This window comes from Larkinella soli, from assembly GCF_003703975.1.
GTDB lineage: Bacteria > Bacteroidota > Bacteroidia > Cytophagales > Spirosomataceae > Larkinella > Larkinella soli.
In genome coordinates this window covers 12521-32042 of sequence record NZ_QTJY01000008.1, presented here as the reverse complement: position 1 = coordinate 32042, position 19522 = coordinate 12521, and the positions used below count along the sequence as shown (strand labels likewise).

The following is a 19522-nucleotide window of genomic DNA, read 5'->3' as shown; positions in this document are numbered from 1 at the left end:
AATGAAACGGAATACTACCCCTTCCGGTTCAGGTAACCGCGAATGCTTTTGCCAGTAATCGCGAAAGCGGCAATAAACAGACCACCAGCATCGCCAGGGGAAACGACGCGAACGCGGCCACCCAGGCGGCATTCATGACGATGAGGGAAAGCACTCCGGCTTTTACGGCCATTCCGATATTCCGGCCCGCCGGTTCGCGGACGGCCCGCCAGAGCGGAGGGAAGATGAAATATCCGAAAATGAGAAGAAACGGGAAGGCGGTCCCGAGCTGGTTGCGGTACTGCGCGATGGCCGCAATGCCGGCGATGACCAGCCCGTAGAGCATACCGGCCAGCCGCAGCGCTCCGACATTGCCGCCGTGGACTTCGCCCCGGCTGATCATCGTGATGGCGGCAATGTAAATGATCGGAATGAGGCCGACCCAGGCCCACGGCTGCACCTGGTCCGGCAGAATGCCGACGCCGAGCAGCAGATTCAGCCCCCGGCACAAACCCATGTTCAGCGGACCGAAAAAGGCGTGGTGTTTTCCGTAACGATCATAAATGACCGATGCCACCGCAATGGCGACCGCCAGCAGACCGGCCGTCGTATTGACCCGGAAAGCCGCTCCGATGCCGATCAGCAGCAGCCCGACGGCCAGCAGCGTGGCCTGCCGGAGGCTGACCTGTCCGCTCGGGATCGGCCGCTCAGGGCGTTCGACGGCGTCCAGTTCGGCATCGAACACGTCGTTGAACACCACCCCTCCCCCGTACAGGCCGACGGTCGACAGGCAGAGCCAGCCCACCGGAACGGGGTCGGCATCCGGAATCAGAAAATACCCGGCAATGGCCATCCCGGCCAGGACGTCGGCAACGGCGGTAACGAGGTTGGCCGGGCGGGTTAAACGCAGCAGAGGGAGGAGCTTCGCCAAGGGACTATCGAATGAGGAATAATGAATATCGAATAACGAAGAAGCTCCGCCGGAAAGCCGTACCGGGTATTAACCCTGCCTTATTCGATATTCATTATTCGCTATTCAGGATTAGTTTACTTAATGATCGTCGATGCCTTATCGACCCTCGGCGCCTGGCCCCCGCGCAGCACCGAACTGCCGTTGTAGCGCTGGCTCTGGTCGATGTCGATGGGTTGTTCGAGGTCTTCGGCGCTGACCTGGCCGCTCTGCCCGAAGGCCGTCAGAGCGTTCTGAAAGGTCACCAGTCGGATGGCTTCCTCCGAGATACCGCGTTCCTTCATCAGGGCGGCCGTTTTCGGTACGGCCAGCGGATCGCTGATGCCCCAGTCGGCGGCCGAATTGACCATGATACGCTCCGGTCCGTACTGCCTCACCACTTCCACCATCCGCTCGTTGCCCATTTTCGTGAACGGGTAGATCGTAAAACCGGCCCAGAAGCCCCGGTCCAGGACTTCCTTTACGGTCTCCTCGTTGTTATGGTCGACGATCACCATGCCGGGGGCGAGGCCATGTTCGAGAGCGATGTCCATGCTGCGGCTCGTACCCTGCTTCTTGTCGCGGTGCGGGGTATGGATCTGCACGGGCAGATTAGCTTCCCGGGCCAGGTCGAGCTGGGCGCGGTAGTATTTCTCCTCGGCCGGAGTCTGGTCGTCGAAGCCGATTTCGCCCACACCGACAACGCCTTCCTTATAAAGAAACAGGGGCAGAATCTCCATCACCTGTTCGGCCAGGGCCTCGTTGTTGGCTTCTTTCGAGTTCAGACCAATGGTGCAGTAATGGCGGATTCCGAACTGCAACGCCCGGAACCGCTCCCAACCCACGAGGCTGGCGAAATAGTCCCGGAACGAGTCCACCCCCGTTCGGGGCTGACCGAGCCAGAAAGCCGGCTCGATGAGGGCGACGATACCGGCGTCGGCCATCGCCTGGTAGTCGTCGGTCGTGCGGGACGTCATGTGGACGTGCATGTCGAAAAACTTCATCCCGCGTATCGTTTCTAAAAAGCTCATACGATTGAATGGGTATCGGAAACCGTTTGGATTGGGTTGCAAATTGCAAGATTCAACGTTCCGGTTCAATGACTAAAGAAAGTTTTCTTTCCCGTTTCCGATGATATTTATCACTTTCTCACTCGTTCAAACTTTAACCGAAACCCATAGTTAAATAGTCGGTTACAACTTAATTGTCAGTATTTATCATGGAACGATTGTGCAAGATTCTGCTGTGGGTGGTGGTCAGTGCAGGAATGGGAAGTGGAATTTCTTCCTGCCGGCCCGACCCGCTCGCTGACCTGACCGCCGAAGATAGTCAGGTCTTTATTACCAACTATGACCGCTCGGTCAACTTCGCCAACTACCGGACCTTCAGCCTGCCGGATTCGGTGGTGGTCGTTTCCAATAATCAGGAAGGTACATCGGCTTCGGCGCTGGAACTGCGGTTTCTGGACCGTCTGGCGCAGACGCTGACCAGCCGGGGCTATCAGCGGGTAGCGCGGTCCACGAACCCGGATATCGGGGTGGCCGTCATCCGGATCAGCAACCAGTACGTCGGGGTGACTACCTCGCCTTTTTCTCCTTACTACCTGGACTACTGGGGCTTCGGAGGGTATGGGTTCAATTATTATCCGTCTTACCCCAACTATTATTCGTTCTACCAGGTAAGTGACGACTATTGGATGATCCAGATGGTAGACCTCCGGAACCGCAACACCAGCGACTGTCAGCTCAACGTGATCTGGCAGGCCGAAATCCGGGGCAGCGGCATCTTCGACGATGCTTCCCTGGACAACCTGCTCTCCAGTGTATTCAGTCAGTCAACCTATCTGCGGGCGAACCAGTAAACGACCATGAAACGGATCCAACTCATTTTCACCCTGATCGGGCTGGCGTGGGGCTTTTCCGCCTATGCCCAGATCGGTGCCGACCCGGAAGAGCGGCCGCGCGCCCGAGGCCGGGTTCCCAACAACAGCCGGTATTCCTCCGGCTCGGCTACGGTTTTTTACGGGGTCGGCTTCCCGACTTCCTCCCAGCAGAGCTATATCGATAAAATGGGGACGCGCAACTTCGCGCTGGCGATCGAAGCCGATTTCCCGGGGCATTTATCCCTTGGCGGCCGCATCGGCCACCAGTATACGTCGGACCGGCTTCCGCGTCAGGTCATTTCACTCGGTGACGGATCGGATGTTTCGGCCGTACAGACCCGCACGCTCACGCTGGTTCCGCTAATGGCAATCGGGTCTTATCATCTGACCGAGCGGAACGCACCCTTCCGGCCGTATGTGCAGTTGGGAGCCGGGGGCGCTTACGTCGATTATACCACCTACTACGGGTCGCTGGCCGATCAGAAGACGGGCGTGCGGGCCGCCGTGGCTCCGGCGGTGGGGGCTAAGTTCCTGTTCGGCCGGAACAGCAACCTAGGGGCTGAGATTCAGGCCCAGTATCAGCACGTCTTTTTTAATTACAACGAGTTGAAAAACAGCGGTAATGTGCTGGTTTCGGTCGGGCTTTCCTACCACTGGTGGTAAGCCGGGTTTCTCAGAACCGATTGAATCGCCTAATCCCGGACCAGGGCCCGGGATTAGGCGTTAAAGAGGTGTTCGAGTTCCGTGCGGTCGGCTTCGGAAGCGAACGGTTTCACGAGGGGCCACAACTGGGGGTGTACGGTGCGGCCGGCGGCCCGGCGTTCCCGGGCGTAATCCGTCACGATACGGGCGAGGTGTTCGTTGGCGCGTTCGTGAAAGCCCAGAATGTGTTCGACGGGTTTGTCCGTAAAGAACGCCTTCATAATGAACTGGTTCCAGGCCGGTTCGTCGAGTTGTTCGGCCGGGTAGGGGTTATGCAGCATGATGGCTTCCTGAACGGGGCCGATGTTGCTCCGGACGGCTTCGGTCGCCAGAAAGCGCCAGTGTTCGGGATAGGCCAGGACCGGCAGGGCCGAATACAGAGCCACCAGTTCATTCATCTCGGCGGCCCGGAACAGGTTCTCGACGGTACTGAAATAGGCGGTCGGGTCGTCGGCCGGAAGCTGAAGCAGCCACCAGACACGGGCCAGCCGGTCGACGGACCAGCCTTCGACCGAAAAGCCGGAGCGCAGAGCATTCAGGCGCTGCGCCGACTCCTTGTCGACGGTGAGCGTCTGTTTCCCGACAAAACGGGGGATGGCCGTGAAAACGCGGTAAAACAGGGCGGTGTTGGGTTCGCTGCGGTAGGCTTCCACCTCCCGGCTGAGGTAGGCCGTTCCGGGGCCGGCGTTGGGTTGTTGCCGGATCAGATCAAAAAGGGTATCGGAAAGGGCAGGGATGTTCATGAAGCAAATGTAAACTCATTTTGCTTTTGGATGGGCCTGCTCGTAGGTTTTCTTCAATTTTTCGATGGTGGTGTGCGTATACACCTGGGTGGCCGCCAGGCTGCTGTGGCCGAGCAGATCCTTGATGGCGTTCAGGTCGGCGCCGTGGTTGAGCAGATGGGTAGCGTAGGTATGCCGCAGCACATGCGGGCTCTTTTTTTTCAGGGTGGTAACCAGCCCCAGATACCGCTTCACGATCCGCTGGATCAGCACCGGGTAGGCTTTGATGCCCTGGTCGCTCAGAATCAGATACAGCCCGTCCGGCGACTGCGGAAAGCGGTTTTCTTTTTCCTCCCGGTATTGCTGAAGCAGCGAAAAGAGCGTTTCGGGAACCGGAATGATCCGGTGTTTATTGCGCTTCCCGAGTACCGTGATGGTTTTTTCGTAGAGGTTGATGTCGGTGGTTTTCAGCCCGATCAGTTCTGAAAGCCGGATGCCGGTGCCGTAGAGCAGTTCCAGAACGAGTTTGTCGCGCAGGCCGCTGAAGTCGTCCGGGAAGTCGCATTCGTCCAGCAGCGTTTCCATCGGCTTTTCCTCCACGAACACCGGAATTTTCCGGCTGGTTTTCAGCGCCTGAATTTTCAGCATCGGGTCGGCGGTAATCGCTTTCCGGCGGAGCAGAAAACCGTAAAAGCTGCGCAGGGTGGCAATCTTGCGGTTGACGGAGGTTTTGTCCAGCCCGTTCTCGACCAGTTCCACGATCCAGGAACGGATCTGGTGAAAGTCGGCCTTTTCGGCTCCTTCCAGCTCGAACCGATTGTTCAGGAAGGCCTGAAACTGTTCCAGGTCGTTGCGGTAGGCCGTGAGCGTATGGTGGCTCAGGCGTTTTTCGTAGCGGATGTGTTCCAGGAAGTGCGCAAGCATGATTCGCCGGGCGGGGAGAAAACCGTCGGTACCAAAACTACGAAAGGGGATAAAAAAAGAAAAGCAGTAAACACTCCTGTCTACTGCCGGTGACGTTGGCTGCCCCTGAGGAACAGTCGATTACAGATCTTTGTTGCCGTACATTCTCTCGCGATAGACGGCTTTCAGAATCTCCTGACGACGCTTTACCGACGGTTTCTCGAAGGCAGTCCGGGAACGCAGTTCGCGCAGTACACCGGTCTTTTCAAATTTCTTCTTGAAGCGTTTCAGTGCTTTGTCAATCGACTCGTTTTCTTTGACGTTTACGATAATCATATCCGAATAATACTTAATTTCTTGAGGCCAAACGGATTGCAAAGGTAAGTTTACCGAACTATAAAAGCAAGTGTTGTTGCCGTCTAATTTCCGGTACGTTGGGGTGAATTCGGGCTTTTTCCTCAGATTCATTTCAGATTTTGCCTGAAACTGCGTATCCTGCGGGCATGAAACAGGCAGTCATCGACCTCGGAACGAATACGTTTCACTTAATGATCACGGAGTCCGGCCGGACCCTGTTTCGGGAAAGCCGCCCCGCCAAAATCGGAAAGGCCGGTATCAATCAGGGCATTATTGCTGAAGAGGCCGTTGGGCGGGCCCTGGGCGTGCTGCGGTATTTTCGCGAAGTGCTCGACCGGCACGGCGTCCGGCCCGAAGAGGTCGTCGCTACCGGAACCAGCGCCATCCGAAACGCCGGCAATCAGCAGGAATTCGTCGAAATCGTCCGGGCCGAAACCGGTATTCCCATCCGTATCATCTCGGGCGACCAGGAGGCCGAATACATCTATTTCGGGGTCCGGTCGGCCGGGGCGCTCGACGACCGGGCGGCCATGGTCATGGACATCGGGGGCGGCAGCGTCGAATTCATTCTTTGTAATCAGGAACGCATCTTCTGGAAACAAAGCTTCGAAATCGGCGGGCAACGGCTGCTGGAGCGGTTTCTGGATACCGACCCCATCAGCCCGGGGGCCGTCCGGCGGCTGGGAAATTTTTTTCAGGAACGGCTGCTTCCCCTCGCCAATGCCGTTCACCAGTATGCGCCGGAGGTGCTGGTGGGGTCTTCGGGAACGTTCGATACGCTGGTCGATATGCAGTATATGAAGGAGAAAGGGCATCTTCCGGCGCCGGACGAAACCGCCTTCGACCTGCCCGTGGCCGAGTTTTACCGTTCCTATGAACTGTTTCTGACCCGGGACCATGCCGCCCGGATGGAACTTCCGGGGATGATCGAACTGCGGGTCGATATGATCGTGGTGGCGTCCTGCCTGATCGATTACGTGCTGCGGGCCTTCGCGATCCGCCGGATTCGGGTGTCGACCTACGCGCTGAAGGAGGGCGTGCTGGCGACCATGAACAATCCTGATTTCAAATCCTGAAAAATGAAAAGGAAATCCTGCTGAATTAACCTGATTTCGCCTTATATTTCCTCCTTATTCCTATTTTCCTGAACCCTGATGAAAACTGAAACCAATGCGCAGTCGCCCTGGCGCAACCTTGTCTACACCGTCCTGATCGTTCTGGTGGTGGTTCTGGCGATGACCTTCCCGCAGCCCTTTACCCAGATCGGCGGCTTTCCTCTCAAAAAACTGATTCTCCCCCTGCTTCAGATCATTATGCTCGGCATGGGTACCACCATGTCCATCCGGGACTTCGAAGGGGTGGTCAAGACGCCGAAAGCGGTGCTGATCGGGGTCATCTGTCACTTCATCATCATGCCGGGGCTGGGTTATACCCTGGCCAACGTTTTCAACTTTCCGCCCGAAATTGCGGCCGGGGTAATTCTGATCGGCTGCTCGCCCAGCGGTCTGGCGTCCAACGTAATGTGTTTCATCGCCAAAGCCGACGTACCGCTTTCCATCACCGTTACCTCCATTTCGACCCTGCTCGCGCCCTTTATGACGCCTGCCCTGATGAAGCTGCTGGCCGGTCAGTTCATCGAGATCGAGTTCTGGAAGATGATGGTGGAAATCATGCAGATCATCATCGCCCCCGTAGCACTCGGCCTGATTCTGAACCGGGTTTTCCATAAGTCGGCGGTGGTGCTGAACCGCATTATGCCGCTCGTGTCCATGGGCGGGATCGTCCTGATCGTGGGGATCATCACGGCGGCCGGCCGTGACAGCCTGCTGACGGTCGGCTGGACGCTGGCCCTGTGTGTGCTGATCCACAACCTGAGCGGTTTTCTGCTCGGCTACTGGAGCGGCCGTCTGTTCCGACTCGACGAGCAGAGCTGCCGGACCGTCGCCATCGAGGTCGGGTTGCAGAACGGCGGGCTGGCCTCGGGCATTGCCCTTCAGATGGGGAAAGTAGCCACCGTCGGTCTGGCACCTGCCCTTTTCGGGCCGATCATGAACACGACCGGTTCGCTGCTGGCCACCTACTGGAGCCAGCGCCCGCCGAAGGCTGCCCTGAGCGGGCCAGAACCGACGGAATTGCGTACTAATCGGGTAAAAAAGGTGCAGGAATAGACCGGATTACCGTTCAGTAAGGCCGGTTGTATACACAACACTTTTGGTCTATCTTTCGCCAAAAACCGGAAAATTGGCACAGGAAGAAGACAGGGCCGGAGCGACCGACACCAATTTCTGCGTAGCCGGGCGTCTGCGGATGCTTTCGCGCATCATCACCTCGCTATACAATGAGGCTTTTGCACCGGTCGGGGTAACGTATGCCCAGGCCAGCCTGCTGATGAGCATCTTCGCGCAGCCGGGCGTCCGTCAGGTCATGCTGTCGCGTCGGCTCCAGATCGAGAAATCGGCGCTCAGTCGGGATGTGCAGGGGTTGCTGCGGCACGGCTGGATCGGAGAAAATGTCCGGAACGGGCTGTATCTGACTGAGGAAGGCAACCGGGTCGCCAAACGGTGTCATACAATCTGGAAGGAAGTCCATGAACAGGTGCGCGACAAACTGGGGGAAGATTCCCTCCAAGCGCTGGCGCAGTTTTCCGACCAGCTTTTTTCCGTAAAGGCCGGCCGGAACCACGAATCATTCCCATGAAAACCGAACTGCTCACCGAAATCTGGAATGCCCACCGGCAATCACTCGCCGGACCGCTGAAAAAACTGACCCCGGACAATTTCCGGAACCGGCTCCGGCCGGAGACGGCTTCGGCCGGATTCATCGCCCTGCACATCGCCGAATCGATACTGGATTTCGGAAAGCCGTTTTTCGGCTTCGAGATCCCGTTCGAACCCCGGACCCTGCGGGCGTCCGATCCGGGCGAAGAACTCTCTCCGGATGCCGTTCAGGCCCTGCTGCGGCAGGCACTGGAGGCCATGACCACCGCCATCGGACAAATGCCGGACGATCAGTGGCAGGAAGTCGTCAGCAGCCAGGTCGGCTCGGTCACCCGCCTTCAGGGGCTGGTTTTTATCATGCATCACAATTCGTATCATATCGGCCAGATGGCCCAGGCGTTAAAAAAAGGAGAGATGAAGAATGAGGTTTAGAAAGCAAATGGGGGTGAAGTCCAAACATCCTCCGACCTCTAAGCCCTTCATCACTCCAACCAATCGCATGGCAGAGAAAAGAGAAAGAAACTACAACTGGGAAGACCCGATGAAAGGCGCCCAGGCCGCCAAGAAGATGTCGGGCATGGCGTACTTACAGAGTATCCTGGATGGGCAGAATCCTCCTCCGCCCATCGCCAGAACCCTCGATTTTGAGCCGGTTTCGATGGAAGAAGGAAAGGCAGTTTTTGCGGTGACGCCCGCCGAATTCCATTATAACCCCATCGGCGTCGTACACGGCGGGCTGGTCTGTACGCTCTGCGATTCGGCCATGGGCTGCGCCATCCATACCCAACTGGCGGAAGGGGTGGGCTACACGACCCTAGAACTAAAGGTGAACATGGTACGCCCGATTACGGCCAAAACCGGCCGGCTGATCTGCACCGGCGTCGTGATTCACGTCGGCCGCAGCGTCGCCACCGCCGAAGCCCGCGTCGAAGACGAACAGGGCAAACTCTACGCCCACGGCACCACCACGTGCATGATATTTCAATGATTGAATAAATGAATTGTTGAATGACGGTTCGCCGTTGCGATTGAATGGGCTCCGCGGTGCTAAAACTGGCAGCGCACATTCAATCGCATCGGCGAACCGTCATTCAACATTTCAATCACTCATTTATTTTCGATTTATCGAAGTTGCTGAGGCCTGGGCGCCGGCGAGGAGGGTGATGTCGGAGATGGTGACGTGCGGAGGGGCCGTGACGATGTAGACCACCGCGTCGGCAATGTCTTTGGCGGTTAGGGGAGTAAAGCCTTCATAGACCTTAGCGGCCCGGCTTTCGTCGCCCTTGAAGCGGACCATCGAAAATTCGGTTTCCACCGCACCGGGGGCTACATTGGAGACCTTGATACCGTATGGGGTCAGGTCCAGCCGCATGCCTTCGCTCAGAGCTTCGACGGCGGCTTTGGACGCACAGTAGACCGTTCCGTTGGCATAGGTCTGTTTCCCGGCAATCGAACTGATGTTGACGATGTGGCCGCTTCCCTTTTCCACCATGCCCGGGCTTATCGCTTTCGTGACGTAGAGAAGCCCTTTTACGTTGCCGTCCAACATGGCATCCCAGTCGTCCACGTCGCCTTCCTGAATGGGGGCCAGCCCGTGGGCATTCCCGGCATTGTTGACCAGAATATCGACGGCTTTCAGGTCGTCGGGCAGGCCGGCAAGGGCCTGTTCCACCGCAGCCCGGTCGCGCACATCGAACTGGAGCGTATGGACCCGTGTCCGGCGGCCGAGCGTCTGCCGGACCTCTTCCAGCCGGTCCGGCCGGCGACCGCAGAGGATGAGTGGGTATTCAAGAGCCGCGAAAGCTTCGGCAATGGCGTGTCCGATGCCGGAGGTGGCACCGGTAATCAGCGCAATACGGGACATAGACTTAAATTTTTCAATAAGGTTCTTTGAGTCCGGAAGACCTTCCGTCCTGGCCCAAAGGTAAGCAATACCGGCATGCCTGCCATGTTCCGGCCTTATACCTTTGTTCCGTACTGCTTATTCAGGGCCGTCATTTTAAGGAGATAGGCCAGCCGCTGGGCGAACACGTCGGGCCGTTTCCGGGCGTCGGCGACGAAGGCGACGCGGATGCGCCGGTAGCTTTCGGGAAACCGGCTGAAATTCTCCCAGGTCTGCGGGTCGGCTTTCAGGGCTTCCAGAATATCGGCCGGGAACTCGAATCCTTCTTCGAGGACGCTTCCCAGCTTCCGAAGACCTGCTTCGGTCATGAGGCCGTTCGCGATCAGCTTCCGGGCCCGTTCCTTGTTCAGTTCCGACCAAAAGCTTTTCGGTTTCCGGGGCGAAAATTTCTGAACCGTGCTTTCCTCGTCGAGTTTCTTGGCCGTGCTGTCGATCCAGCCGAAGCAGAGGGCTTCCTCCACCGCGTCGTCATAGGCAACGCGTGGTTTGCCGGAGGCTTTCAGGTAATAGACCAGCCAGATTTCCGGTTCTTTATCGTAATTTTCCTGAAGCCACTGCCGCCATTCGGCGCGGTTTCGGGCGTAAAACGTTTTCGTAATTTCCATCCGTAGGCAGTTTTCACCGGAAAGTTCTGAAAAAGCTGCGAATGTCCTCCGCCAGCCGTTCGGGTTCCTCCCATTCGGCAAAATGACCGCCCCGCGGCAGAACGGTATAGTGGGTCAGGTTGTATTCGCGCGCTTCCCACTCGCGGGGGGCCACGGCAATGTCTTTCGGCAGCATCGCCATGCCGGTCGGAACCTCAACGCGTCGGCCTGCATTCGGCGACCATCCGTGTGCCGATTCGTAATACACCCGCATCGAGGAATGAATGGTTTCGGTAGCCCAGTAAAGGGTCAGGTTCGTAAGCAGTTCCTCTTTCGTAAACCGGCTTTCCACTTCCCCTCCGCAGTCGCTCCACCGCCTGAACTTCTCCACGATCCAGGCGGCCAGACCCGCCGGCGAGTCGTTGAGCCCGACAGCGGGTGTCTGGGGTTTGGTCGACTGGAGCAGGGCGTAAGCTCCTTCCTGCTGCATGAAGGTTTGGGCATCTTCCGCAAACCGGGCTTCGGCTTCGCTCAGGTCGCCGGGCAGTTGGTAAATGTAGGGGTTCGATCCGCTGAGGTGAAGCCCGATCACCGCTTCCGGGTAGCTCCGGGCCAGTTCCTTACCGACCCCGGCCCCGATGTCGCTGCCCCGGACGGCAAACCGCTCGTACCCGAGCCGGTTTCGGAGCAGCTGGTAGAACAGGTCCGCCATTCGGAACACCGTCATGCCCTTTTCGGCAGGCCGGTCGGAGAACCCGAAACCGGGCAGGGAAGGAACGATCACGTCGAATGCGTCGTCGGCATGGCCTCCGAAGCGGATCGGTCAGCAGCGGAATGATTTTTATCATCTGAAGGAACGAACTCGGCCAGCCGTGGAAGAGAACCAGCGGCAGCGGGTCGGGGCCCTTACCGCGTTCGTGGATGAAGTGAAGCCCGATGCCGTCGACGGTGGCCCGGTAATGCGTCAGGCGGTTGAGTTCGGCTTCCTGTTTCCGCCAGTCGAACTGATGCTGCCAGAAGTCGACAAGGCGTTGCAGGTAGTCGAGGTCGGTGCCGTACTCCCAGCCTGCTCCGGCCACGGTATCGGGCCAGCGCGTACGGGCCAGTCGGTCCCGAAAGTCATTCAGGACGGCCTCGGGCAGCTGAATCCGGAAGGGTTCGGGGGAATCAGGAAACTTGGGTGGTTGGGTTTCGGGTGTCATGAGTTGGTTTCGATTCAATAATTAAAATAACCATTTTGCCTCATTCGGCAAAAAGACGGAATGAAAAGGGACATTTCCACCCAGAATACGGGAAATGTCCCGTTGAAACTCGCATTGATATGTTCTTCCTTTGATTCTCAGCTTACACCATTATGCAAAACGTAACCCATTTTCGAGCCATCGGCTTCCTGACCGGTATTCTGCTGACAGTTTTTCCTGCCTACTGCCAGACCCCGGCCCTTACGTTCAACGGCGCCGGGGAGATCACGGGGAGTCCGCCCGAAGTGCTTCATGCCGGTTCCAAACTGGAGGTGGGCCTTTCCCTGAACGAGGGGGAAGGAGCCGTTTATTACCGGGATCTGGTCAGCCGGATGACGGACGCTTTCCTTTCCCTGCAAAATGAAAAAACGCTGGAAACCTACCGGTTAATGGGGATAAGCCCAACCCTTCTGCCGGTGGTTCGTAGAGATATCGGCTGTTTCCTGAAAGGAGTCTCAGGGGTCTTGCCGATTTCATTGCATCCTGATATTGAAGTGTTGGTTTGTCCGAATCCAAACGTACAATACGTGCGGAAAGCGAACGATTTTCTTCAAAAACTCTATCAGCTGGAGGTGAGCCAGCTGCCCCGGTCGGGCCAGGCAGTTCGGGAACGAGTACCGCTCTTTCTGCAAACTTCTCCCGCTAAGGAGAAGTTTGGAAACGCCATTGCGATTCGACCGGAAACGAGCCGGCTGAATTACGCCCTCCGCCTGGAAAATCCGTCGGTTCTGATGGCAAAAATGCAGCAGGATACTTTACTTAAACTGGCGATAATGGTTCCGACGGAAGGCGAACTTCGGCAGATGGGTCGCCTATTTGACGCCTGGGAGAAAGAATACGCAGCGAACTACAAGCCCAAAACTTTTCCTCCGGACCTGCCGTCGCTAAAAAATATACAGAAGATTCTGGATGACCTCGAAGCGAAGGGCGGGACGCTTTCGAATCAAGATTACACCAACCTTGCAACCCTGATCGGTGGTCTGTCCGCACCGCTCCGGAAGCATTACACCGGGGTAAAAGCGGGGTTCGATCCTTTTGTCAAGTTCCTCTCCGACAAACAGAATTACGCCCTGAGGTGGCTCTGGTGGACGGGCGGGCGTTTGACGCTTCATCCTTTTGAACTGGCCGAAGCGTTCCAGGTTCCCATCCTGAACGGGCAGATTTCGGCCGGCGAGTCGAAGGTCGAAAGCCTTCGATTGCAATTGGTGGGTCCAACCGCCCGAAAGGCAGCTTTCGAAAAACAGGTTGAAAAGGAGGGAGTGGTCGGCCCGGCCTTCCAAAAGGCGCTCGACTCCCTGTCTACCGCTTCCGGGCAGCTGGCCCGCCTGACGGTGGCGGTTCAGAAGGAAGAAGCCGGCCTGAAGCAGAAGCGGGATCGACTGAAATCCCTGGTGGCCCGCCGGTCCGAATTGGATGCCGCCCTGAAGACAAAGGATTTTCTGGTGTATGAGGGGACATTCTTTGTCTCTGACGCTGACCATCTGAGTTTTATGCGGAACCACGATGCCCGGCGCGGCTACCTGCCGATGAATCTTCCCATCCGGCAGGAGTATACAGAGAATCAGCAGGTCAACCTGATGGTGTACAACGCCCGGGATTCCGTAAAGTTCGATATTGCCTTTAAGCCCGCGACGGAGGCTACTCCTCTGGCCGAAGTCATCAATCCGGTGCTGGCCCAACTGAGCGGAATCGACTTTTCTCAGTTTATCAATGCGAAAACGCTTCCCGGAGCAGATACCTCCACCCAGGCCGCGGTCGACAGGTTCCTTACGGAAAAGGCTTATGTAGACAACGCCGATCAGCTGCTGGATTTCTTTGGCCGCGAGTTCCATCCCATCGCACCGCTGCCGGTGGCCGAAAAGGACACGACCCCGGTATTTTTCACCCAGGTGGAAACGACGCTGCTCGATACGCTTCCCCCTCGTCGGGTCACCTACACCATTTCCAACCCGAAACAACCCAAGGGGGCTTCCTTTAAAAGCCAGTTTACGATCAATAAACTGTATCGGTTTCTGCCGGCCGCCGGTGTCTTCTATAGCGGGTATGACGAGCCGGACGTCACGGCCGGCGCGAAGGGCGGGCTGAATACGGCCAGTCTGGGCGGCCTTCGTACGGTGGTCGGGCTGAAGATTTACCCCTTCCCTACCTACCTCCGCGACCCCTATTTTGTCTATAGTCGCAAACGGCTTAAGGAATTCGGCCCTGCGTTCGATTATCGAAAATTTCACCTGTTACTGGGTGCCGATGTGGCCAAACCGACCCGGAGTTTCGTTACCGGCGTCGGCCTGGACCTGTGGAGCGGTATTTCCCTGCAAACGGGCCTGCATTGGGTGCGGGCCCAGCAGCCTCTGTTCGATGGGGGACAACCGGCCGGTAGCCGGAATCTGCTGAAAAATGCGCTGTACACCGGCATTTCGATCGATCCGGCCGTCGTGATTCAACTGATCAATCTTTTCAAATAGGAAATTCCCTTTCATATGTCTCATTTTCTGAATCCAAAGGTGGCCGGGGCCCTTGTCGTCGGGCTGACGGCAGCGATTGTGGCGGCCTGTAATGTAGAAAGTGCCGAACCGGGATTTGGCGGTAATACTATCATTGAAGGCCGGGTTTTTCTGCCCGATACGCTCACCAATGCCCCCTTGCCGCTTCCCAAAGCGGTCGTTCGGATCCGATTCAAACCCGGCGATCCTGAGGCCTTCGATTATACCGATACGACCGATGCCGACGGCTACTACCGCTTTGCCAACCTGACCGGTAAGAAGTCGGGGGTAAAAAGCGGGTATTATTATCTCTCCTGCACCTATTCGCTGACTACCCGTTTCGGAAGAGTCCGATACGTTGCCCGGGATTCCGTCGATATTCCAAATAAGCTAGACACCCGGAAATCCCGCGTGACCAAAAATCTGACCTTACAGCGCGACTCGGCCGCCAAGGATGGATTCTTCATTTTTGGAGTAACCAAGATTGATGACATCCTTACGGGAAGTAAGGTTGTTCAGCCTAAGGTAACGGTCCGGCTGACCACCGATTCAAGCCGGCAAAGCCCGTATCTGTATTCACAGGAATCCGATGCGAGTGGCTATTATCGCTTCAATAACCTGGCGGAGGGCAAGTATTATCTTTCCTACCAATATTCCGGTACGGCGTCCGGGCAAACGCTCCTCTACACAAAAAAAGAGGATGCCAACCTAATGAAAGGTACGCAGACGGCCCTTCAAAAGGACGCCCTCCTGTCGTTTGCTCCGGCCACCGGTGATCTTGTGCTGTCGGTCATCGATGGAGACAGTACCCCCCAGGCCAGCTTTTCCTATTGTATTTTCACGAATAAACAGACCTGGAACGTCGCCACCACCTGCGAAGGAAGCCTCATCAGCGGCAAAACCAACCGGCAGGGGCGCGACCTGGTTCGGGGCCTTCGGCCCAATGTCAATTACTACGTGCTGGCGACCGACTCGTTATTCAAGGTCAGGCTCACCGGGAAACAAACCATCCAATTGCAATCGAACACGACCTTTCCGATCAACATCACGGTTAAATAACCCCAATCTTTCGACCCGAAAACCCTGAAAGCCTTATGACCGTCCATCTGGAAGCGCTGTTATTCGGAAACGCAAAATACCAGTCCTCCGAGCCCGTTCGGCTGACCTTTGTGCTGGCCAACCCCGGCGATACCGATCTTTACGTTCTGACCTGGAATACCCCATTCGATTATACGCAGGAAGAAGGGCTCTGGAGCGACTGCTTTCAGGTTACCGAGGGCGGAAAGGCCGTGCCGTATGACGGCCCGCTGCCAAAGCGAGGCAGGCCCCGGGTGGAGGATTTCCTGTTTCTTCCGGCCGGGCGGGCGGGCGGGTTGGTGATCAATCTGGATAAAACCTATCCGGTTACGAATCCCGGGATGTATCGCGTCTCGGCCCGGCTCCGCGCCATTCCGGTGTTTATGGCCGGTTCGCGGGAAGAACTGGCCGAGCTGCTTGAGGCCGGAAAACCGGGTATGCTTTCCGAGCTCATCAGTACCCTGGTCGAATTCAGGGTAGACGCCCTACCCCTCCAGAACCGCCTGTTCACCATCGGGGAGCAGGTTCGGCAGGCCGAAGCAGCCGCAGCGCCGTTTGAAGAGGCCGTGGAAATACGATTTTTGGGCGGATCGGCGGGAGAGCGGGACATCGTCGGCGATGCCCATCAAACCGGGTTTGTTCTGGTGCAGAATGCCATCAGCCGAATCGACCGGGACGACCTGTTCCGGGAGTGGTTCGGAGCGCCTTCACCGGGGCGTCTGCAGGCGGTCCGGGACAATTTTGGGTTTATTAAAGCCGGTATGGAGCAGACTTCTTTTATCTACGACCTTACCCGATCCCGGTGTCCGGCGTCCACCATCGCCCATACTTTTCCGGGCAGCTCGACCATCTGGATTTGTAACCCATTCTTTCAGCTTCCCAGAACCGGCCTTGATTCGCAGGCCGGAACCATCGTGCATGAGCACTCGCATACTTCGGCCGGCACGTCGGATGTGGAGGGGGCGGACGATCCGGACGGAGCGCGAACTCTTGCCCGAACCAAACCGGACCAGGCCGTACAGAGTGCGAATAATTACGAGTATTACGCGGGTGAGGCAGGGGCTCAGGCCTGACCCTTTCCGTTTTCGGGCCGTTGAGCGGCCGATGTCCCGGACATTCTCGTTACAGCCGGCCGGCCGGTTTGCGGCTTTCCCGGGTTCCGGCGGTCTTCCAGACGGTTTTTCGTAAGGCGAGGTAACCGCCCGCGGCCGGTGTCAGCAGCCGGCCGGCATCCACCGCCACGGCTGCCGTGAGGAAGCAGCCGCCCAGCACCGGGAGCGGAGCGCCGATCTGTACGACCGTCGACCACTGCTTCAGGTTTCGGGGGAACGGAAAATTGTAGGTGCCCCGGTTTTCACTGTAGGAGACTTTGGCCAGCAGGTCATATTTTCGGGCAATTGTTGCCTGCATGCCCAGATGGCCCGCCTGAACCCGGTTGTTGTTGATGATGTATCCGATCCGGTTTTCCGGTGACACATCGACCTGCCGGGACAGAAACGGCGACCCGATCACCCGGCTCCGGTAAATCCAGCCTTCCTGATACTGGGCATGGTTGAAATAGTTGTCACCACCCCAGCCTCTTCCCTGAATTTTTTTCGAGGGAGGGCCGCTCTGGTACATCGTCGAGTAAAATTCAAGGGCCAGACCGTTCAGGTGGAAGAAAGACCGGGCGGGCCGGTTCGACCGCAGCCGGATGCCGGTCAGGCCGTCGGGGAAGTTCTGCATCAGGAAGGTGCCGCCGTCTTCCACGGCGTGCTGGTGATAGGCCAGGATATTGACCGCTTTAAATCGAAGTTCTCCCGCAAAATCGAAGCTGCCGACCGTATTGCCGTACATGTTTTCCCAGTCGAACTGGGTGATTCGGGGGTTGTTGCGGCCGTTGAACCGGATACCGAACAGAATGTTGGGAAAGTCGCTCAGGCGGTTGGGCATATAGCCGTTCACGACGATCCCGCTTCCGGTATTGAGGTAATCGGTACGCCCGGCCCACTGGACGCTGTGGTTCATGCCGAAATAAAACCGGAAGAAGGCCGTGGGCCGTCCAATGCGCCAGATGACCGATTTCTGATGCAGATAGGATTGTTTCACATACCACGTATTGCCGAACCAGCCGTGCGCCATGAAGGCGTTGACGGCCAGCCGGCCCCGCCGGCCGACCGGGATAAATCCCCGGGTCCCGATCTGAACTTTCGGAATCGGGAGCGCATTGCCCGACCAGCTATGGGAACCGACGGAGAGAGTCGAATCCATGACGCCGATGATTTCGCGCCGTCGACCGGCGGTGATCTCGATGCGTCGGTGGGTGAGCTGCACGTAGGCCTCGGGCAGAAGTAGGGTCTGGTTTTTCTGAGAGGCTGCGACGGCTTCGGCCGCGTAGTGGAGGGTCCACTCCCGGCCCGGGCGGATAAACGACCGGACGGAGGTGGTATCGGTCAGCAGGAGGCTGCCCCGGATACCGGCCCGCAGCAGCCCGGCCGGCCCCGATAGCGGGATGGTGCCGTACTGGTTGGCTCGCAGCCAGAAGGGCGTTCGCTCGTCCGGGGTTGCCAGAAAACCGGCTTCGCCATAAGCATAGGCGTGGTGGGGAAGGGGAGTCTGGGCACGGGAGGGGAGAAAGACGAAAATGGAAAGTAGAGTCAGGAGGTATAGTTTTTCCATAAAGCAAAAAAACTATATTTTTCTATTCAATGCATCGGACAGTTGAGTGAACGGTAAAATTTTCCTTTAGGCATAAAAAAAGCCGGAAATGAGATCATTTCCGGCTCGTTTTTCGGTCAGGCTTACTCAGGCCTTCTCACAAAATTCTTCAAATGCCATTTCCAGGTGCTGGGCGATCATCTGGGCCGAGCGGCCTTCGATGTGGTGGCGCTCGATAAAATGCACCAGTTCGCCGTCCTTGAAAATACCGATGGACGGAGACGAGGGCGGATAGGGAAGCAGGTAATCCCGCATCCGGGCCGTCGCTTCATAATCGACACCGGCGAAAACGGTCACCAGTTTGTCCGGCTTGATTTCGCTGGCATTCAGAGCCGCCTTGATACCCGGACGGGCCGCACCGGCCGCGCAGCCACAGACCGAATTCACGACGACCAGCATCGTGCCTTCGGCATTGTTCATAGCCTGATCAACTTCTTCGGCCGTGGTCAGTTGCTGAAACCCGACGCCGGTCAGGTCTTCCTTCATCGGCGCCACCAAATGTGGAGGATACATATCTCGGTTTTATTTTTTGAGTTGACAATACGCCACCGGTTGCCCGGCGGCCGGTTACATAAATCCTAATTCAAGTTTGGCTACTTCCGACATCATCTCCGTCGTATACGGCGGATCGAAAGTCAGTTCGACGCTGACGTCGTTGACGCCCTCAATCTCCCGCACTTTCGCTTCGATCTCACCCGGAATGGTTCCGGCCGAAGGGCAGGAGGGAGAGGTCAGCGTCATCAGAATATAGACGTTGTTGACGGGAAATATCTTGATGTCGTAGATCAGACCCAGTTCATAGACGTCGACCGGTATTTCCGGATCATAGACGCTCTTCAGGGCCTCGACGACCTTTTCTTTCAGTTCGGCTTCACTCATGACGCTTGTTCGACGTTTGATTTCTGGTTGATCCGGGCCGTGGCAAACTGTTTCATCTGCTGGATCATCGAAGCCAGCCCCCCGGCCCGCCGGGAGGTGACCAGATTGCCGAGGCCGATGCGGTCGATAAAATAGAGGTCTGCGCTGGCGACGTCCTCGGCCTTTTCATCCGAAAGTATCCGGATCAGGAGGCTGACAAGCCCTTTGCTGATCTGGGCGGTCGGTTCACTGTCGGCTTCGAAATGCACGCGTTCGCCCCGGCTTTCGGAATGAAGCCACACCTTCGACTGGCAGCCCCGGATGAGGTTGTCGTCGGTCTGGTACTGCCCCGGCATCGGCGGCAGCTTCTTTCCGAGGTCGATAATATACTGAGTCTTATCGAGCTGATCGTCAAAGAGATCAAACTCATCGATAATCTCGTCCTGTTTCTCGTTGATGGTCATCCGTCGG

The 19522-nt window shown here is 57.3% G+C and carries 22 protein-coding genes and 1 pseudogene; 10 read left to right on the top strand and 13 right to left on the bottom strand.

Going from position 1 to position 19522, the window contains the following annotated elements:
- Positions 1 to 28 precede the first annotated feature (28 nt).
- Together eboC and DX909_RS15270 are read right to left on the bottom strand one after the other, a co-directional pair.
- Entirely contained in the window at positions 29 to 910 is an 882-nt protein-coding gene (gene eboC / locus DX909_RS15275) for a UbiA-like protein EboC (protein ID WP_164851294.1), read from the bottom strand.
- Positions 911 to 1026: 116 nt separating this feature from the next.
- Positions 1027 to 1959: a TatD family hydrolase gene (locus DX909_RS15270; RefSeq protein ID WP_128546064.1), complete on the bottom strand. Its 933-nt coding sequence runs from the start codon at positions 1957 to 1959 to the stop codon at positions 1027 to 1029.
- Positions 1960 to 2147: 188 nt separating this feature from the next.
- Here DX909_RS15270 and DX909_RS15265 point away from each other — a divergent pair, with 188 nt between their 5' ends.
- On the top strand, positions 2148 to 2789 hold the full coding sequence (locus tag DX909_RS15265) for a DUF4136 domain-containing protein (protein ID WP_128546063.1): 642 nt from the start codon (positions 2148 to 2150) through the stop codon (positions 2787 to 2789).
- Between the two features lie 6 nt (positions 2790 to 2795).
- Complete coding sequence (locus DX909_RS15260; protein WP_128546062.1) at positions 2796 to 3473, top strand: outer membrane protein; 678 nt, start codon at positions 2796 to 2798, stop codon at positions 3471 to 3473.
- A 53-nt stretch (positions 3474 to 3526) separates the two neighbouring features.
- Here DX909_RS15260 and DX909_RS15255 read toward each other — a convergent pair whose 3' ends face one another.
- From DX909_RS15255 to rpsU, 3 genes are all read right to left on the bottom strand, one after another.
- Positions 3527 to 4255 carry an EboA domain-containing protein gene (locus DX909_RS15255; protein WP_128546061.1) on the bottom strand — a complete coding sequence of 243 codons (729 nt, stop codon included), beginning with the start codon at positions 4253 to 4255 and terminating at the stop codon, positions 3527 to 3529.
- A 15-nt stretch (positions 4256 to 4270) separates the two neighbouring features.
- Positions 4271 to 5158: a tyrosine-type recombinase/integrase gene (locus tag DX909_RS15250; protein ID WP_128546060.1), complete on the bottom strand. Its 888-nt coding sequence runs from the start codon at positions 5156 to 5158 to the stop codon at positions 4271 to 4273.
- Positions 5159 to 5278: 120 nt separating this feature from the next.
- On the bottom strand, positions 5279 to 5473 hold the full coding sequence (rpsU, locus tag DX909_RS15245) for a 30S ribosomal protein S21 (protein ID WP_128546059.1): 195 nt from the start codon (positions 5471 to 5473) through the stop codon (positions 5279 to 5281).
- Between the two features lie 167 nt (positions 5474 to 5640).
- Between rpsU and DX909_RS15240 the strand changes: the two genes are divergently transcribed.
- The 5 genes from DX909_RS15240 to DX909_RS15220 all read left to right on the top strand — a co-directional run bounded on the left by DX909_RS15240 (position 5641) and on the right by DX909_RS15220 (position 9199).
- A complete protein-coding gene (locus tag DX909_RS15240) occupies positions 5641 to 6570 on the top strand; it encodes a Ppx/GppA phosphatase family protein (protein WP_128546058.1) in 930 nt (309 codons plus the stop codon).
- Positions 6571 to 6648: 78 nt separating this feature from the next.
- The gene (locus tag DX909_RS15235) at positions 6649 to 7662 is read left to right on the top strand and encodes a bile acid:sodium symporter family protein (RefSeq protein WP_128546057.1); all 1014 of its coding nucleotides are present in this window, start codon (positions 6649 to 6651) and stop codon (positions 7660 to 7662) included.
- Positions 7663 to 7735: 73 nt separating this feature from the next.
- On the top strand, positions 7736 to 8191 hold the full coding sequence (locus tag DX909_RS15230; protein ID WP_229311054.1) for a MarR family winged helix-turn-helix transcriptional regulator: 456 nt from the start codon (positions 7736 to 7738) through the stop codon (positions 8189 to 8191).
- Positions 8188 to 8643: a DinB family protein gene (locus DX909_RS15225; protein WP_128546056.1), complete on the top strand. Its 456-nt coding sequence runs from the start codon at positions 8188 to 8190 to the stop codon at positions 8641 to 8643. The genes DX909_RS15230 and DX909_RS15225 overlap by 4 nt, the downstream gene beginning before the upstream one ends.
- Before the next feature lie 67 nt (positions 8644 to 8710).
- Positions 8711 to 9199 (top strand): PaaI family thioesterase, encoded by a 489-nt coding sequence (locus DX909_RS15220; RefSeq protein WP_128546055.1) that lies wholly within the window; start codon positions 8711 to 8713, stop codon positions 9197 to 9199.
- 123 nt (positions 9200 to 9322) lie between these two features.
- Here DX909_RS15220 and DX909_RS15215 read toward each other — a convergent pair whose 3' ends face one another.
- The 4 genes and pseudogenes from DX909_RS15215 to DX909_RS29910 all read right to left on the bottom strand — a co-directional run.
- Positions 9323 to 10075 carry an SDR family NAD(P)-dependent oxidoreductase gene (locus DX909_RS15215; protein ID WP_128546054.1) on the bottom strand — a complete coding sequence of 251 codons (753 nt, stop codon included), beginning with the start codon at positions 10073 to 10075 and terminating at the stop codon, positions 9323 to 9325.
- A 95-nt stretch (positions 10076 to 10170) separates the two neighbouring features.
- Positions 10171 to 10719, bottom strand: a complete 549-nt coding sequence (locus tag DX909_RS15210; protein WP_128546053.1) for a YdeI/OmpD-associated family protein — start codon at positions 10717 to 10719, stop codon at positions 10171 to 10173.
- A 13-nt stretch (positions 10720 to 10732) separates the two neighbouring features.
- Positions 10733 to 11482, bottom strand: a complete 750-nt coding sequence (locus DX909_RS29790; RefSeq protein WP_229311053.1) for an alpha/beta fold hydrolase — start codon at positions 11480 to 11482, stop codon at positions 10733 to 10735.
- A 124-nt stretch (positions 11483 to 11606) separates the two neighbouring features.
- Positions 11607 to 11900: pseudogene (locus DX909_RS29910) on the bottom strand (epoxide hydrolase N-terminal domain-containing protein); the annotation flags it as partial.
- A 152-nt stretch (positions 11901 to 12052) separates the two neighbouring features.
- On the opposite strand from DX909_RS29910, the gene DX909_RS15200 reads away from it, so the two are divergent.
- Genes DX909_RS15200 through DX909_RS15190 form a run of 3 tightly spaced genes read left to right on the top strand, consistent with a single transcriptional unit; the run spans position 12053 to position 16569 of the window.
- Positions 12053 to 14401, top strand: coding sequence for a hypothetical protein (locus DX909_RS15200; RefSeq protein WP_128546052.1), 2349 nt, complete (start codon positions 12053 to 12055; stop codon positions 14399 to 14401).
- A 15-nt stretch (positions 14402 to 14416) separates the two neighbouring features.
- Positions 14417 to 15478, top strand: a complete 1062-nt coding sequence (locus tag DX909_RS15195; protein WP_128546051.1) for a hypothetical protein — start codon at positions 14417 to 14419, stop codon at positions 15476 to 15478.
- 35 nt (positions 15479 to 15513) lie between these two features.
- Entirely contained in the window at positions 15514 to 16569 is a 1056-nt protein-coding gene (locus DX909_RS15190) for a M35 family metalloendopeptidase (RefSeq protein ID WP_128546050.1), read from the top strand.
- Positions 16570 to 16618: 49 nt separating this feature from the next.
- On the opposite strand, the gene DX909_RS15185 is transcribed toward DX909_RS15190, so the two are convergent.
- The 4 genes from DX909_RS15185 to DX909_RS15170 all read right to left on the bottom strand — a co-directional run bounded on the left by DX909_RS15185 (position 16619) and on the right by DX909_RS15170 (position 19515).
- Positions 16619 to 18154, bottom strand: a complete 1536-nt coding sequence (locus DX909_RS15185) for a capsule assembly Wzi family protein (RefSeq protein ID WP_128546049.1) — start codon at positions 18152 to 18154, stop codon at positions 16619 to 16621.
- Positions 18155 to 18280: 126 nt separating this feature from the next.
- A complete protein-coding gene (locus DX909_RS15180; protein WP_128546048.1) occupies positions 18281 to 18706 on the bottom strand; it encodes a BrxA/BrxB family bacilliredoxin in 426 nt (141 codons plus the stop codon).
- Between the two features lie 54 nt (positions 18707 to 18760).
- Complete coding sequence (locus DX909_RS15175; RefSeq protein ID WP_128546047.1) at positions 18761 to 19072, bottom strand: SUF system Fe-S cluster assembly protein; 312 nt, start codon at positions 19070 to 19072, stop codon at positions 18761 to 18763.
- Positions 19069 to 19515 carry a SufE family protein gene (locus DX909_RS15170; RefSeq protein WP_128546046.1) on the bottom strand — a complete coding sequence of 149 codons (447 nt, stop codon included), beginning with the start codon at positions 19513 to 19515 and terminating at the stop codon, positions 19069 to 19071. The genes DX909_RS15175 and DX909_RS15170 overlap by 4 nt, the downstream gene beginning before the upstream one ends.
- Between the last annotated feature and the right edge of the window lie 7 nt (positions 19516 to 19522).